The sequence below is a fragment of the Spirosoma lituiforme genome (assembly GCF_054776635.1).
This window is the reverse complement of record NZ_BAAHBO010000014.1, coordinates 21,486-39,051: the sequence shown is the minus strand read 5'-3', so window position 1 is coordinate 39,051 and position 17,566 is coordinate 21,486. Positions and strand designations below refer to the sequence as shown.

Annotated in this window: 9 protein-coding genes and 1 pseudogene; 8 read left to right on the top strand and 2 right to left on the bottom strand. The window is 49.4% G+C overall.

The window, feature by feature from the left end:
- Positions 1–223: 223 nt before the first annotated feature.
- Positions 224–1,153 (bottom strand): S1/P1 nuclease, encoded by a 930-nt coding sequence (locus tag ACYU87_RS26430; RefSeq protein WP_461137011.1) that lies wholly within the window; start codon positions 1,151–1,153, stop codon positions 224–226.
- A gap of 470 nt (positions 1,154–1,623) precedes the next feature.
- On the opposite strand from ACYU87_RS26430, the pseudogene ACYU87_RS26425 reads away from it, so the two are divergent.
- Positions 1,624–2,740: pseudogene (locus ACYU87_RS26425) on the top strand (PDDEXK nuclease domain-containing protein).
- A 598-nt stretch (positions 2,741–3,338) separates the two neighbouring features.
- Here the strand turns inward: ACYU87_RS26425 and ACYU87_RS26420 are convergent.
- Positions 3,339–4,202, bottom strand: a complete 864-nt coding sequence (locus ACYU87_RS26420; protein ID WP_461137010.1) for an AraC family transcriptional regulator — start codon at positions 4,200–4,202, stop codon at positions 3,339–3,341.
- 212 nt (positions 4,203–4,414) lie between these two features.
- Here ACYU87_RS26420 and ACYU87_RS26415 point away from each other — a divergent pair, with 212 nt between their 5' ends.
- From ACYU87_RS26415 to ACYU87_RS26385, 7 genes are all read left to right on the top strand, one after another.
- Positions 4,415–6,052, top strand: a complete 1,638-nt coding sequence (locus ACYU87_RS26415) for a fucose isomerase (RefSeq protein WP_461137009.1) — start codon at positions 4,415–4,417, stop codon at positions 6,050–6,052.
- A gap of 69 nt (positions 6,053–6,121) precedes the next feature.
- Positions 6,122–7,720 (top strand): sodium:solute symporter family protein, encoded by a 1,599-nt coding sequence (locus tag ACYU87_RS26410; RefSeq protein WP_461137008.1) that lies wholly within the window; start codon positions 6,122–6,124, stop codon positions 7,718–7,720.
- A gap of 36 nt (positions 7,721–7,756) precedes the next feature.
- Positions 7,757–8,707: a dihydrodipicolinate synthase family protein gene (locus ACYU87_RS26405; protein ID WP_461137007.1), complete on the top strand. Its 951-nt coding sequence runs from the start codon at positions 7,757–7,759 to the stop codon at positions 8,705–8,707.
- Positions 8,708–9,275: 568 nt separating this feature from the next.
- The gene (locus tag ACYU87_RS26400; protein WP_461137006.1) at positions 9,276–12,320 is read left to right on the top strand and encodes a SusC/RagA family TonB-linked outer membrane protein; all 3,045 of its coding nucleotides are present in this window, start codon (positions 9,276–9,278) and stop codon (positions 12,318–12,320) included.
- Positions 12,321–12,365: 45 nt separating this feature from the next.
- Positions 12,366–14,018 carry a RagB/SusD family nutrient uptake outer membrane protein gene (locus ACYU87_RS26395; protein ID WP_461137005.1) on the top strand — a complete coding sequence of 551 codons (1,653 nt, stop codon included), beginning with the start codon at positions 12,366–12,368 and terminating at the stop codon, positions 14,016–14,018.
- Positions 14,019–14,183: 165 nt separating this feature from the next.
- Positions 14,184–16,136, top strand: a complete 1,953-nt coding sequence (locus tag ACYU87_RS26390; RefSeq protein ID WP_461137004.1) for an SUMF1/EgtB/PvdO family nonheme iron enzyme — start codon at positions 14,184–14,186, stop codon at positions 16,134–16,136.
- A gap of 32 nt (positions 16,137–16,168) precedes the next feature.
- A complete protein-coding gene (locus tag ACYU87_RS26385) occupies positions 16,169–17,482 on the top strand; it encodes a DUF3748 domain-containing protein (RefSeq protein ID WP_461137003.1) in 1,314 nt (437 codons plus the stop codon).
- Positions 17,483–17,566: the final 84 nt, after the last annotated feature.

Sequence of the window (17,566 nt, the reverse complement as noted above, 5' to 3'; positions counted from 1 at the left end):
TTAGGGACACGGCTGGACAGCTGAAAACAAGTGATTTGCTTTTCAAGATATTCTTTTCTGCCTTGCATACCTCAAGATACAGAAAAGGCCACTTAAATCCCTAGGTAGAGTTGTGCAACAGCCACGCTCTATTCGTGCGATGGCTACTTACAATATCTCTGTAGCTGACAGTGAATTAGCAGGGCTCGCAACGGCATACCCATGCCGTACTTTTCCCCTTACCCTACTTTCCTAAATCAGCGATCAGGTCATCAGCCAGCCGGTAACCCGCCAATGCCACCTGACGCTGGGCAATGGGTTTCACCGTGGCCACGTAGTCAGCCGGTAGCACAGCCCCCTCCTGATCGCTACCCGGTTGAAGCGTGTTGCTCCGGTAGGCGTTGTCCTGAGCAAGTTGAAAGCTCTCTTTCGACCAATCGGTAATTGTCCGGTTGCCAAACGGCGGCAGCTGGTTACGGGGGTCCGACTGCCGAATCTGAACCGCCAGATTTCGCACGGACTGGAAATCGTCGGCTCCCAGCAGCATCCCATCCCAGAACGAGTGCAGGTTAATCGTCTGGCTGCTCATCATGACCTTAATCTTAAAGAGATTACCGCCCCGATCGCCTTCAGGAAACTGCTTGTCGACCAGCGCACTCGCATGCAGGGGCTGGTGCACATCGCCGGTCAGGTGAAACAACCAGCACAGGGCAATGGCTTTGACACTGTCGGGGGCGTTGCTGCGCAGAATCAGCCGGTTCTGCTCAAAGGCCAGCAGGATGTTTTCGCCAGTGGCCAACGTGGTGTCAGTTCGGGCCATTCCCTGCTCGGGTGCATAGATATAGTTGATGTAGTGCCAGGTTGGATGATCGTAGGCGTTACCCCGCACATCGTCGGACCAGCGGGCCGCCAGCATGAACAGGTACTGGTTGCGGTCATCGTCCGACAAAGCCGGGTCATTGAGTTTGCTGGCCCACCGCTGTTGAAACTCCGGATGCTGACGCAGGATAGCGACGAGACGGGCGGTTATCTGTGGCGACGTAGTTTGCAGCTCGCGGTAGGCGATGGCCCCCGTCACCATATGGGTTGCCCGGTTCCAGGCGTAGGTTTGGGTGAACTGGCTCGTCGAGAGGAACAGTAAAATGGGGAGTAACCAGCTGGCAAGGCTTTTCATGGTATAACGTCGATGAAGGACGAAAGGTAAGGGTGACTTATTATTTGTACAATTAATCATCAACGTGTCTTGTCCGGAAAATGTACCAGACGTTTTTCTGAACGGTTTTAATCCCTGAATACGACAAGTTCAGTTAATGTTGGCAATTGGCCTTTTTGTGAACGATTGCAAATGAACTAATTTATACAAATAAGCCAATATTGGTTACGTCTTAAAACAAGTTGGTTGTCTGGCTATTGACGCAACAAACTGAAGAAAGCAACATTAATAAAATGAGTTCTTAAGATGAGTATCAACTGTTACCTTTGGTTGTACCTGCCTAAGATCCGAATATCTTGGCAAAATAGGATACCATCTCTAGCAGGCCCGTACTTTAATTCAGAGGGTGTTCTCCTAGAGGGGTAATTCTCGTAAGGGTCGCTGATCTCTATCCAGTCAGATTAGCAGCCTGATCATCGTTAAATTTCGTAATGGAAGAGTTTAAGCAATACCCAGAACTACTTCAACGGGTTAAACAACAGATTCAACAAGCTCAGGTTAAAGTAGCCACATCCGCCAACCAACAACTCTTACTGTCCTATTGGCATGTGGGTAGTTTAATCGTGTTTTTTCAACAGCAACAAGGCTGGGGAGCCAAAATAATTGATCGCCTTTCGGCTGACATTCGCCAGGCGTTTCCGGGGGCTGAGGGCTTTTCAACCCGTAACTTGGGCTACATGAAGAAATTTGTGATGGCTAACCTGCCCTTAATTTTGCAACAGGGTGTTGCAAAATTACCTGAATCATCTCAGGAGGCCATTGATATAGCTCCCATTTTAGACAATGCAGAAAACGTTGAGCAACTATTCTTGCGCTCAGTATTGTCCAAAATCACCTGGTCACACCATATTATTTTGCTCGATAAAGTTAAAGATCCAGCGCAACGAATTTGGTATATCGAACAGACATTAACAGGAATTTGGGGACGAAACGTACTTCGCCATCAAATTGAAATAGATTTGTACAGGCGTCAGGTAAGGACACCCAAACTGACCAATTTTGAGCATACCCTGGCTAAACCTCAGTCTGATCTGGCCACTCAGCTATTGAAAGTTCCTTATGTATTCGACTTTGTGGTAGCCACTGCCAAAGCTAAAGAGCGCGACGTGGAAAGCCAGTTAGTTCAGCAGGTGAGCAAGTTTCTGCTTGAATTAGGCCAAGGCTTTGCCTTTGTGGGTCGCCAATATCCCTTAAGAGTAGGGAATGGGGAGTACTACATCGATTTGTTGTTTTATCATATTCGCTTACGTTGTGATCGAACTAAAAGCCCGAGACTTTGAACCGGGGGACGCTGGTCAGATTAACTTCTACGTGAATGTGGTCAACGATTATCTTCGTACCAAAGAGGATAACCCAACGATTGGTTTACTATTATGCAAAGGCAAAAACCAAGCGTTGGCCGAGTATGCCCTGGCTGGAATTACCAATCCCCTAAGTGTCGCCGATTATGAATTAACGAGAGCGGTACCTGAGGCATTGAAATCCCAACTGCCCTCCATTGAAGATCTTGAACAGGAATTAAAAAATGAGGGAGAAGGGCTAGATTAACTCAAACTCACATTCACTGATAGGGTACTACATACCCCAAAAATACCATTAATTACTCTTTTACTAGAAGAAAATGGCCAGTAGAGTGGGGGGCTGTACGGATGTAAATAGAATAGATTAGATTAGTAAAGAAAGCGCGACGACACTTACAACAGAAACTTGATGAGGGATAAGCGAGCTGTTTCTTGCCTGAAGGAAACGAGGCAATACTGTATTGTTAAAACAATTATTTTACCGTATAAGCCTGGCGGCTATCAATTTGTACCCAGTGTTTATATCTACCTATACTTGCAACCAAACACTGGACGTTGTTCCCGCCGACGTGGAACGGAATAAATCTTTAAGCAACATGTTGAAATTGCCCATTATAGTAGTCAGAACGGGAAAGATAAGCCAGTGCTGAATGCCTTCGTTGCCGATTGTACAACAACGGCGGCCTATCAAATCCCCACGTGTTCAAATACCGCTTGCTTAGCTATAGCCCGGATTAGAAAAGCTTACTGATAGCGGACTTGCAACCTTTTACTGGACAGTAAGATCATGTTAAACTGTGTGTCCAATGTTTATTAAAAGTCCACCTCCGTCAGAAATGAATTTACTAAACAAACCGGCTTTTATAGTTGAGGGGAGTAACGCCCTTGATTCGCTTAAAATTTCGATAGAAGTTGGAAAGGTTGTTAAAACCGCTCTCGAAACAAATCTCTTCTGTACTCATCTTATTTTCAATCAAAGATCTGCTGGCATGACTGATCCGTACCTCGTTTAAAAAGTCGTGGTAGGTTTTGTGAGTCATCAGCTTAAAATACCGGCAGAATGAGGTAACGCTTAAATTAGCTATAGAGGCTATTTCGTCAAGCGTTATCGGCTGCGCATAATTCGCCAGCGTATAGTTACAAATATTATTGAGCCGAACCGTTTCCATTTCGTTCGACTGATAAAAGGCTTTGGCTGACGTAATAGTCTCCATTTCGTTCGACTGGGCGATCACATCCAGGATAGACAATAGTGTTATCAGCCGTTGAAATGGGTTAGCTGTAACGGCTGAACGCATCAGTTTGGCTAATTTTTGATTCGTTTCGCCGTAGATTAATAGCCCCTGCCGTGCCCGCTCATATAATAGGCGTATCGCATGCACTTCGTCCAAATTCAGGAAGTCCCGCCCCAGACAATCCGTGCGGAATTGAATCAGAATCGCTTCTACTTGTAAATCGGTTCGTTCCTGAAAATACTCCTGGTTACACCGCCAGGTATGCGGTAGATTTTCACCGAGTAAGAGTATTTCCCCTGCCGAAAAATTACTCACATTGTCGCCGACAAACCGTACGCCCTCCCCTCGTACGACGTAATGAAGCTCCAACTCGGGATGATAGTGCCAGATCGTGCCAAAGTTGGCCCGCACGTCGTGCGAAATACGGAAAGAATCCGGTGAACTGACCGGCACTTTGTGAAAGTGAGGTTTCATGAGTGGCGAATGGATATGGTAAATTCGTACACTGTTTGGCGAATTGGCAAGAGTGAATACTTTTTTTTATCGCGTAGTTTTGCTGGTAAAATTAAATAATTCTCTACCATAGTGCAACTGTAGGTGTTCTGGTGGAGAATAATACAAACTAATAGCGTTTTGGTCTGATTTTCTTACCACTGCTTATTCCTATAAGTTATTTCCTGTCTCTCATGGATACCCATTCTGAAGTACCCGTTGTTTGGCTTGTCGCTAGTGGTGATTTACGAATAGCTGCCAATCAAAGCTGCTGGGATGAGCAGCAGCGCATGGAAGCTAGGCTCGTGGAAGCCGTGAGAAAGCAGGGCTGGACCGTTCGGCGCGCCCATGCGTTTAATCCTCTGAAAAAACATGGCTTTATCGATTCGCAGAAGATGGGAATCGACGTGTTTAACAAAATAAATCCCCGAGTTCCGGTTATTGTTGCCGAAAGCGTGTGGCAATACAGTCACCATGTGCTGGCTGGGCTAAGCACGCACCAGGGGCCAATTTTAACGGTCGCCAATTGGAGTGGGTTATGGCCTGGGCTAGTCGGTATGCTAAATCTAAATGGTTCGTTAACTAAAGCTGACATACCCTATAGTACGTTGTGGAGCCAATCGTTCGATGATTCCTTTTTTGAAGCAGGACTAAGGGATTGGCTTCATACAGGCCTCATTAAACACGATCAAAGCCACGTTCAGTCGTTCAACTTGCTGAAAATTCCTTCGATCGATGAACAGAAGGGTAAGGAGTTCGCTCGTCAGTTTCGTCGTAAGAAAGCGATTATGGGCGTTTTCGATGAGGGTTGCATGGGTATGTATAACGCCATCGTACCCGACCATTTACTGCATAAAATCGGTATTTTCAAGGAGCGGTTAAGTCAGTCTACGTTGTACGCAGCTATGCAACAGGTGACGGAGCCGGAAGCCCAGGCGGTGCTGAATTGGTTAGTAGACAAGGGAATGCACTTTAGTTGGGGAACTAACGAAGCTAGTGAACTGACCAGGCCGCAGACGCTGTCGCAATGCAAAATGTACATTGCCGCTTTACGGTTAGCCGATGAGTTTAGTTGTGACACAGTTGGCATTCAGTATCAACAGGGCCTAAACGATTTGACACCGGCCAGTGATCTGGTCGAAGGTCTACTAAATAATCAAGATCGTCCACCTGCCTTCTCTCCCGAAGGAAACGAACTCTTTCCAGGCGAAGCGCTACCGCATTTTAATGAAGTGGATGAATGCGCTGGGATTGATGGCTTGGTAACCTATCAGCTCTGGCGAGAACTGGGATGGCCCGCCGAGAATACCTTACATGACTTGCGGTGGGGTGAAGCGTATACAGTAGGTGATAAAGAGCAATTCGTCTGGGTATTTTTGATCTCCGGTGCTGTTCCTGCGGCTCACCTACGGGGTGGTTACGAGGGAGCCAGTAGTGAACGACAGCCTGCCATGTACTTTAAAATGGGGGGCGGTACACTGAAAGGTGTCAGTAAGCCCGGTCTGCTGGTCTGGAGCCGAATATACATTCTGAACGATCAATTGCATTGTGATATAGGAACCGGGCAGGCCGTCGAATTGCCCGAGCCTGAAACCCGGCGACGCTGGCAGGAAACTACTCCTCAATGGCCCATTATGCATGCCGTTCTGAATGGAGTTTCCCGCGATCAAATGATGGCCCGTCATAAAGCCAATCATATTCAGGTTGTCTATGTGCCTGCGGATCAGGACGTCCATCAGGCCTGCCGAATCAAAGCGGCTGCCCTCACCGAACTGGGCATACAGGTCCATTTTTGTGGTCGTGTTGACCACCGGGGTCGTGACTCTGCCTGATAAATCGAACCAGGCTGCCGACTACGCCTTTCTGTGGCAATGTGGTAAATACTTAACCCGCTAATCTTCATGAAATCGCTTCCTATTGCCGACGTATCGATTATCCTGCTGTACCTGATTAGTATGGTGCTGGTTGGCGTTTATTTCTCCCGAAAGAACAAAAACGCGGATCAGTTCACGACGGCTTCGGGAAAAATTCCGGGGTGGGCCATCGGTATGTCGCTGTACGCCACCTTCTTAAGCAGTAACACCTTTTTGGGTGTACCGGGTAAAGCCTTCGGTAGTAATTGGAACGCTTTTGTATTTAGTTTGTCGATGCCTTTTGCTGCCTGGTTCGCTGCGACGTATTTTGTTCCTTTTTACCGCAGTACCGGCGAAGTGTCGGCGTATTCACATCTTGAGAAACGCTTCGGCGCGTGGGCCCGTACCTATGCTGTGGTTTGCTTCCTGCTTACGCAACTGGCCCGGATGGGGTCAATCTTTTTCGGTATTGCGCTTAGTCTACAGGCGCTGACGAGTTATTCCATGACATCCATTATGATCGTGGTCGGTATTTGCATCATTATTTACACGGTTTTAGGGGGTATGGAAGCCGTTATCTGGACAGAGGTAGCCCAGGGCGTTATCAAGACGGCTGGCGCTTTAATTATCCTTTATTTAGTAGTTACGCATATCGACGGGGGCATATCACGCATTATGTCGATGGGGGCCGCCCACGATAAATTTAGCCTGGGAAGTTTTGCTCCTGACTTTACGACCTCCACATTCTGGGTAGTACTGCTGTACGGTTTTTTTATCAATCTGAATAACTTTGGGATGGACCAGAATTATGTTCAACGGTATCATACCACGACATCCGTTAAAGATGCAGCTCGCTCGATCTGGCTTTGCGTATACCTGTATGTGCCCATATCCCTGGTCTTTTTCATACTAGGCAGCTGTCTTTACACGTATTATCAGATTCACCCTGAGCTAATGAACGAAGTTCGCTATCAGGTTGCCAGCGAACGCCTGCCCAACCAGGCTCCCGAAGCCATCACCCGCTTAGCCCGGACCCTGACAGCTTCTGACGTTGGGGATAAGGTCATGCCTCACTTTATGGTTCATCAGGTTCCGACGGGCTTACTGGGGCTCATCATTGCCGCCATCATGGCGGCTGCCATGAGCACGATCAGCTCCAGCATGAATGCGTCAGCGACCATTTTTCTGGTTGACATCTATCAGCGGTACATTAAACCAAGCGTTACGTCCAGGCAATCGTTAAAAATCCTGTACGGAGCAACCACCGTGTTTGGCTTGTTGGGTATGACGACCGGCATCGCTATGATTGGCGTTAAGAGCGTACTGGATGTCTGGTGGCTTTTATCCGGTATATTCGCCAGTGGTATGCTTGGCCTGTTTTTACTGGGCATCATCTCCCGTTCCACGAAAGGGCCAGAGGCACTCACGGCGACCCTAATTGGGCTTCTGGTCATTCTCTGGATGACGTTTTCACAATTTATGCCTGATCAGTTGGCATCACTTCGAAGCCCGTTTCACCAGAATATGATTATGGTTGTCGGTACCCTGACGATTTTTCTGACGGGGCTGCTTCTGACCCGGCGATCCGCTAAAGACGGGGTGTTAGAATACCCTGTCGACCGCACTGAGTCACGAAAAAAAGCTTAATACAATAGGTCCATTATTTTTAACTATTTACGTGCTATGTCCGAACTAGTAAATTCCACGCAACCTCTGCCTTACGGACTTATTCCGGTTATGCTAACGCCTTTCTCGGATACCGGAGCCGTCGATTATTCCGGGTTACATCGGCTAACGGATTATTACCTGAATGCGGGAGCCGCTGGTTTATTCGCCAACTGCCTCTCGAGTGAAATGTACGAACTAACGGATGACGAACGGCTGGCCACGACCAGGCAGGTTGTTCAACAGGCCGGTAGCAACATACCCGTTGTCGCTACCGGAACGTTTGGGGGTGCACTCAACCAACAGGCTGAATTTATCAAACGTATATACGACACCGGTATACAGGCGGTTATTATTATCACTGGTCAGCTGGTTACTCCCCAGGATAGCGATCAGATCTTCTTAGATCGCATGAGTGCACTGATGGACATGACCCCCGGCGTACCGCTTGGGTTATATGAATGCCCCGTTCCTTATAAACGGTTGATTACGGCGGATATCCTGGCCCAATTGTTGCCGACTGGCCGGTTGATCTACCACAAAGACACGAGTCTTGATGAAGAAGAGGTGAAAAATCGGCTGGCAGTTGCCCAGGGCTATAATTTCGGTCTATACGATGCCTATATGGTCAACGCCGTATCCTCTTTGCGGGCCGGTGCGGCTGGTTTATCTTGCATCCAGGGGAATATTTTTCCAGAACTGTTGGTCTGGTTGTGCAACCACGTCAATGATCCTAACCTACAAGCGGAAGTTGATGAAGTTCAGCAATTTTTAGTAGACTGTATGGATCTGGTTCATTCGGCTTACCCCACGATCGCCAAGTACACCCTACAACAACGGGGCTTACCGATTTCCCTGTATACCCGTCGCCAGGTCGACCCGCTCACAGACAATCTGCGTAGTGGTATCGACCAGTTGTTAGTCAAATTAGGTCGGTTGACAAACGCGATGCATAAGTGTCAGATATAGCTATACCTGACACTTATGCATCGCCACCTGGTTTTACGGCCTTCCCGTGTAAACAACTTACCATCAGTTGTGTGATTTTTAATTCAGGAGGTTTGCAAAAAATTTCCGGGTCAATCTGTTTCCAGTATAAGTACTTAAAAAAATCAACGGGCCATCAGTGTAGTTAGCCCGTTGATTTTTTAGGCAGAAAGGATGCTACTCAAGTGATTTTCCAGGTACGCACCAGCCGAATAAAGCCTGCCGGTTGGATGTTCCCTCACCAAACAACCGGTCAACGTCTAATCATGATAAATTTGTACACTTAATTGATATAATTTATCAAAAGTTAAATGGGGCCTCCAGTTTAATTTTACGTAGAATTAAATTAATTCTGTGAAACATTCAAAATTTACCGCGCTACTTCCGCTTTTCTGTGAAAAGTTTGGCCAGCAGTCGAGCGGCCTAGTCGCTCCACAGAGGATCATTGTACAAATTTAGTACTCGTGTCTGGCCCTCACGGAGTGAAAAACTGTTCCGGTTCTGATCCCGTTTCACGATGTCTTATTCTGGATTTACGTTAACTATTCCTATGAAAAAACGACTATTTACCCTGTTACTCACAGTAGTTGGGCTTGGTACCGGTATTCTGTCGGCGATGGCCTTTCCCAATGAACAGTTGCGCCTGCATCCGGCTGGCGGTTGGCCTGCCGTTGACATCACCGTTCAGGGACGGGTAACGGATAAAGAAAAAGGAGATGGTGTACCTGGCGTCAACGTGGTCCTGAAAGGTACCCAGAAAGGAACCACTACCGATGTGAACGGCAATTATTCCATCGCGGTCAATTCAACGACCGACGTACTGGTGTTCAGTTCGGTTGGCTTTGGGGCTCAGGAGGTTATCGTAGGTAATCAAACGTCGATCAACGTGATCCTGGAATCGGATTCGCGAACGCTGGGCGAGGTCGTTGTGATTGGTTATGGCTCACAGTCCCGGCGTAATGTGACGGGTTCGGTAGCCAAAGTCGACATGAAACAAACCGAAAATCTGCCTAACACGAACGTAACGCAGTCTTTGCGGGGCCGGGTAGCCGGTGTGCAGTTTACCGACAGTGGCCGTCCCGGTCAAAACGGCTCCATCCTGATCAGAGGTCCCCGGTCGTTAGGGGGCGGTAATGATCCGCTGATTGTTCTGGATGGTATTTTCTTCAATGGCAGTCTGGCCGATATTAATCCGAACGACATCGAATCGATGGAAGTCCTTAAAGATGCCAGTGCTGCGGCTATTTATGGCTCACGGGCCGCCAACGGAGTCATTCTGATTACCTCGAAACGGGGAACAACCCGCAAACCGACTATTCGCGTCAATGCCTTCAGTGGTGTTTCGGAGCTTGGCCGTACGGTCAAATTACTGAGTCCCGAGCGGTATCTGCAAAAAACGCTGGATTACCGCACGCAAAGCGGTTTACCGTCGGACCCGGCTAACGTGGCTAGTTATCTGACCACAACCGAAGCCGCCAACTACAAGGCGGGGAACATCATTGACCCCTGGAAAGCGGCCTCGCAACCCGGCCGGATCGGATCGTATGATTTAAGTCTGTCGGGTAGAAACGAAGCCACCAACTACTATTTATCGGCCGCGTTCACCAACGAAAAAGGCGTGATCCTGCAGGATGACCAAAAACGGATTACCCTGCGGGCCAACATCGAAAATCAGGTTACGAACTGGTTATCCGTAGGCATGAACGCTACGTTCGTCCGTCGTGACCTGTCGGGCCGGGAAGCAGACGTAGCCAGCATTTATTACAGTAGTCCTTTCGGTACCTGGACGTACCCGGACGGCGAGCCTACGCAGTATACCGTGCCTGAAGATCAGGTATCCGGTCAGCCCATCCGGGCCGCTCTACTGACAAAAAATGAAGAGATCTATAATAACTTGTTCAGCAATTTTTACGGATTAGTCAACGTGCCCTTCGTCAAAGGGCTTTCGTACCGGGTCAATTACTCGCCAAACTACCGGTGGAACCATGTCTATAATTTCGTTCGTCAGGATCGCCGGTTGACCAATAACACGACCAGTGCCAATAAATACAATCAGGAAAGTTTCGACTGGGTGCTCGAAAACATCGTTACGTACAATAAGCAGATCAACAAAAATCACGGCCTCGACCTGACGCTTCTTTACGGCCGAAATCACCAGCAATCCGAGTCAACTACAGCCAATGCCAACCAGTTAAGTTCGGATGCGCTCGGCTGGAACAGCCTGACCCTGGGGAGTACACAGACAACGACCTCAACGGCTTCGATGATCGACGGGATCTCCTCGATGGCTCGGTTGAACTACCGCTTCAAAGATCGTTACCTGTTCACTCTGACGGCCCGCCGGGATGCCAGTTCTGTATTTGCCGCCAATAATAAGTACGCTACGTTCCCCTCAGCAGCCCTGGCCTGGATTGTTTCGGATGAGTCGTTCATGCGTAAGGCGTCCTACGTGGATTTACTTAAATTTCGTCTTTCCTACGGGGCTGTCGGCAATCAGGCCATTCAGCCTTACCAATCGCTTAGCCTGTCGGGTATAACGCAATACGTGTTTGGGGATAGCGGTCCAACTTCGGTCGGTATTTTTCCCGCGTCAATGGCCAATGCAGATCTGAAATGGGAAACGACCTACACGACCAACGCTGCCGTTGATTTCAGTTTATTCAAAGGGCGACTCGGGGGCACCATTGAAGTATACAACAGTGACACCAAGAACCTGATCGTTCAGCGGTCATTGCCCACGTTGACGGGCTATACCAGCGTCCTGACGAATTTAGGGGCGACCAATAACAAGGGGATTGAATTGACCCTTAACACGGTCAATCTGCGCAAAAAGAACTTCGAGTGGAGCAGTAACATCGTCCTGTCGGCCAATAAAAATAAAATCGTTCACCTGTATCAGTCCGACACGAATGGTGACGGCAAAGAGGATGACGACTTAGCGAACCGGTGGTTCATTGGCCAACCCATTACGGTCTATTACGACTACGTCTTCGATGGTATTTATCAGCAGGGGGATCAAATTCCAGCCGGGTCTCAACCGGGGTTTGTCCGGCTCAAAGATTTGAATGGTGATGGTAAACTGGATGCGACCAACGACCGGACGATCATCGGTCAGGGCGGGCAGCCCAAAATTCGCTGGGGGATTACCAATAATTTCTCCTACGGTAATCTATCACTCTCCGTTTTTGTGAATGCGATGCAAGGCTGGATTTCGGATTTTATCCTGCTCGATCCCAACTCGACACGTAGCGAGAACTCACCGGGCCGGGCGCTGAACCAAATCGATGCAGGTTGGTGGACCGCTGATAATAAGTCCAACACCCGGCCATCGCTGGTATACACCAATCCGCAGGGTCACAACTACTACGTGAGCCGGAATTTTGTCCGCATTCAGGACGTATCACTGGCGTATAACTTCCCCAGTAAGCTGGTCAGCAAAGTTCACGCTACCAATCTGCGGGTTTTCCTGAGCGCGAAGAACCTGTACACCTTCACCGACTGGCCGGGTACTGATCCTGAAAGTGGCGGTACAACCAAGGCTTCCTTTTACCCGATGCCCCGGTCCTACACGTTGGGTCTGAACTTGGGCTTTTAATCCATATCCTACTGAAAAACAACCATTTCTGGTGGATTTATCACAATGAAAATTCGACACTCCAATATACCCCTCCGATCAATCGGCAAGCTGGTCAGCTTATGCGCGATGATCCTTTTGTCTGGCTCCTGCAAGGACCAGTTTTTAGATGAAGTTCCGCTGGCTTCGCTGAGTTCAGACGTTGTTCTCAGCACAAGGACCGGCTTTGACAATTACATTACTGCTCTGCATCAGGCCGCTCGGGATGAACTGTCGCAGGAAGATTTGGGTAGTTTTTACGACATGTATCTGGGCACGGATATTGGCACAACGGGTCAGGAGCAAACGGTTAATTTTCGCAACTATACCACCTTTCTGACGCCTACTGCCGCTACGGCCAGTAGTTTCTGGAACTGGGGGTATACCAAAATGATCCTGCGGGCCAATACCGTTATCGAATACGCCAATAAGCCAGCGCTACAAAGCGTGTTTGCCAGCGATGCCGATCGCAACGCCATCATAGCCGAGGCCCGTTTCTTCCGGGGGTATACCTACAATTTGCTGGCCAATCTGTACGGGGGTGTACCGATTGTGGATGTTACGTACCAAAACCCAAAAACCGATTTTGTACGGGCCAGCCGGAAAGAAGTGTATGAATTTGCCAAAGCGGATCTGGAATTTGCCACGCAGTACCTGCCCGTTACGGTAGCTAAATCGAGTGAGGGGCGAATTGTCAAAGGCGCAGCCGATCACCTGTTGACGGAGGTGTATATAAACCTGGGCGATTATGACAAAGCCATCGAAAGCTCAACCCGCCTGATCAGCTCCGGAACGTACCAACTGATGACCAGCCGATTCGGCAGCCGGAAAGATCAACCCGGCGATGTGTATGCCGATTTGTTTGCGGAAGGCAATCAGAACCGAAGCACCGGAAATCTGGAGTCCATTTACGTCTGGCAGTACGAAAATCTGACGCCGGGCGGAGCGGGTACAAATAATGGGAATAATACCATTCGCGGCTGGGTTCCATTCCTGCCGAATCTGAAAGACCCGGCAGGGGGAACGGGTATGATTGTATCGGACAGTCTTGGACGGGGTGTTGCCTATAGCCGGCCGACTACATTCTTTTTTTATGATCTCTGGAAGGATAACTTCGATAACGACATTCGCAATTCGGTGTATAACATCCGGCGCAAATTCTACTACAACAACCCGGCATCGACGTACTTCGGCAAGCTGGTAGAGAAACGCACGGCCAACGAAGATACCATGCGGAACGTTTATCCCTACCTGCGCAAACTGGAAGGGAAGCCGTTCAACGGAGCGAATACGTCCGGAAGAACGGGTAAAGATTTTATCGTCTACCGATTAGCCGAGACATATCTGCTGCGGGCAGAAGCCTATGTTCGTAAGAATAACCTGACGTCCGCTGCTGCCGATATCAATGCTGTACGGAACCGGGCGAAGGCTAAGCCCGTGGCGGCTGGCGACGTAACGATTGACTACATTCTGGATGAACGGGCGCGGGAGTTAATTACCGAAGAGCCCCGTCGTCGGACGCTCAGCCGAATGGGCAAGCTCGTTGAACGTACCCGTAAGTACCAGACGCGGTCGGATGTGCGGAGTACGATTCAGGATTTCCATGAACTCTATCCCATTCCTCAGTCGGCCATCGACGCTAATTTTAGTGCCAAACTGACCCAGAATCCTGGTTATTGATTCATTCACGCATCAAACAATGAAAAAAGCCAGCCCTATCGGACTTGATCATCAATCAGCCAGGGCTGGCTTCTCTTTACTATTATGAGCGCAAGGCTAATCGTATTACTACTATTTCACTGGCCATTCGTTACGAGTTGGGCTCAGGAAAAAAACTCGATCGGTATGCAACTTATCCCCTTGCAGGCCGGTAAATTTTACATGGGCTCAGAGCGGGAAGGTAAGGATTATGACGAAAGTCCGGTTCACCGGATAAGCTTGTCAAAACCCTTTTTGATGTCGGCCACCGAAGTAACCAATGCCCAGTACGAAGCCTTCGATGAAGCTCACAAAAAACTAAGAGGGAAAAATGGCTTTTCAACGCAGGATGATGAAGCCGTTGTCTACGTTTCGTATCAGGAAGCTACCGCCTTCTGCGATTGGTTAACCAAAAAAGAAGGGAGACCCTACCGATTACCGACCGAAGCGGAGTGGGAATACGCTTGCCGGGCCGGTACCGTTTCTGATTTTTGGACGGGGAGTTCGTTGCCAAAACTCTATCATAAAAATCAATTGACGAATCGCAACACGGCCGTTGTCTCCCTGAAAGTTGCTCAAACACCAGCTAATCCCTGGGGTCTTTACGACATGCATGGCAATGTCGAGGAGTTGTGCTTGGACTGGTACGGACCGTATGGACCGGGGCCTGCTACGGACCCGGTCGGTCGGGCTGCCGGTCTGTACCGGATTAGTAGGGGAGGGAGCTTTGGAACGCCCGTTTCTTTTTTGCGGTCCGCCAACCGGTCGGCTATGATCCCCGATGATAAAAACTGGTTAGTGGGCTTCCGGGTCGTTCAGGCGCCACCGCCCACTTCCAGACCCTTACCAACGGCTAAACCACCAGCCTATGCAAGCCCTGTTTCCCAGCAACGCTTCAACTGGAAGCCAGTGGACGCCACCAGTCCAATCTTTCGGGAACCGCAGCGGTACGTCAATAAGCCCGACTGTACGCACCCCGTTCCATTTTACAGTCATAACCATCAACCCGCCGTCACCTGGTGTCCCAACGGCGATTTATTGACTATCTGGTTTTCGACCGATGAAGAAAGCGGTCGGGAAATGACCGTCCTGACCAGTCGCCTTCGAGCGGGCGCTACCCGCTGGGACGAACCAGCCGAATTTTTTAAAGTGCCGGATCGAAACATGACGGGGGCCTCGCTCTTATACGATGGAAAAGGGACGCTCTTTCACATGAATGGCGTGGAAACTGACGGCGACTGGCAGGACTTGGCTATGGTGCTACGTACCAGTAGCGACAACGGGGCAAGCTGGACAACTCCGCGTTTGGTTAGCCCGGAACATACCAAACGCAACCAGGTCATTGCCGGCCTGAGCCAGACCAAAGAAGGCTGGTTGATTCAGCCAGCCGATGCGGACCCCGGCCCTTCAGGTGGTACAGCCATTCATATCAGCAAAGACCAGGGAAAGACCTGGACGAATCCCTATATGGGAACGGAAACCCCCAATTTTGGAGCCGGGGAAACGGGAGGCCTGATTGCTGGCATCCATGCGGGTGTTGTGCAGCTTAAGAACGGTGAGTTGCTGGCGCTGGGCCGGAAGAATGACATCAAGGCCGCTGACAGCTCAGACCTGCGGATGCCCATGAGCCGCTCGACCGATATGGGGAAAACCTGGACCTATTCACCCTCACCCTTCCCGCCAGTCTGGAGTGGTCAAAGGCTGGTGCTTACCCGACTTAACGAAGGTGCCCTGCTGCTGGTCTCGTTCACGCATCATCCGGATGAACGATCCGAAAAATTGGCGGGTATGCCGTTTAAATTGTCGGATGGAAAGCAGTATAAAGGGTACGGGATGTATGCTGCGGTATCGTTCGATGAGGGAAAAACCTGGCCTGTGGTCAAACTGCTGACCGATGGTAAAGAACGGTATCTGAATGGAGGAGCCTGGACGGGTGCCTTCGAAATGGATCAAACCCATGCGGAGCCCAAAGGGTATCTGGCCATCACGCAAACGCCCGACAATATCATTCATCTACTGAGCAGTAGTTTACATTACCAATTCAATCTAGCCTGGCTGAACGAGCGCCCAACGATAACTACTGCCAGTAAGAATCATTGACCATTCGACTGAAAGAGGCATTTTAGTGTAGTATGATCGGCATTGAACAACAATTGACAAATGGTAACCAGGGCCATACCATCCATCATACGCAGGTATTTTCGCCAACTGACGAATGGATTGTCTACGATACCCGGCGACAGGAAGATGATATAGCAGGAACGGCATCCGTAGAAATGATTAACGTCCGTAGCCAAAAAATTCGCCCTTTATACAAGACGACCAATCAGACCGAATTTGGCCCCGGCGTCGGTGCGGCCACGTTTTCTCCCGTCTCAAACCGGGTATTATTTATGCATGGGCTTAAAAACGCAACGCAGGCGAATCCGTATGGCTTTACGCGTCGAACGGGTGTCTGTATTGATCTGGAAGCGCCCCATCAGCCAGTTTATATGGATGCCCGTCACATTGCCTATCCATATACGGCTGGAGCACTTCGGGGCGGTACGCATGCTCACAGTTGGAGCGGGGATGGACAGTGGATCAGTTTTACGTATAATGATTACGTACTTGAACAGCTTGGTAAAGCTGATACGTCGGTGAAGGATTTACGTGTCATTGGCGTTATGGCACCTTTTGGTGAGGTGAGCGTTCACGAATCGGATTCGGGTGAGAATCACTCGGGGGCTTTTTTCTCCGTAATCGTAACCCAGGTAATCGAGACGCCACTACCTGCTAGTGACCAGATTGATCGCGCCTTCGACGAATGCTGGATTGGCCGGGACGGTTATCAAAAGAGGGACGGCACCTGGCAAAAAAGAGCGATTGCCTTTCAGGGTCAGGTGCGAACGGAAGCGAATATCGTAAAAACTGAACTATTTGTGGTTGACCTGCCCGATGACCTAACACAGGCAATACCGAACTGCCCCCTGGAAGGTACGTCCGCCACACGGCCTTATCCACCCTTGGGAACGGTTCAACGGCGACTCACCTACACGAAACAAGGGGTACAGGGACCTCGTCATTGGTTACGCACTACACACAATGGATCATTGATCGGCTTTTTAGCCAACGATAATCAGGGGCTTGTACAGGTATTTGGCATACCGCCTACGGGGGGCAATCCCGTACAATTGACCTATCAGCCTTATTCGGTGCAGTCTCAATTCAACTTTAGCCCCAACGACCAGTATATCGCTTATGCCGCCGACAACAGCGTCTTTATCACGGACATAAGTACCGGTCAGTATTACCGGCTTACAAAACGTTCTTCAGGCGAGACCCGTCCTGTGGGGGGGATCGTGTGGTCCAACAAGGGGCATCAATTGGCCTACAATCGCTATATACCTAGCCGCGAGGGTGTATTTGCACAACTGTTTCTTCTGACGGGGTTCGTTGGGAAATAAGGTTGGCTTTATCGACTCGATTTGCGCAATGTGCTGATTATTATGATTTTGAAATAACTGTGAATAAGTACAGTTTAAAATTCA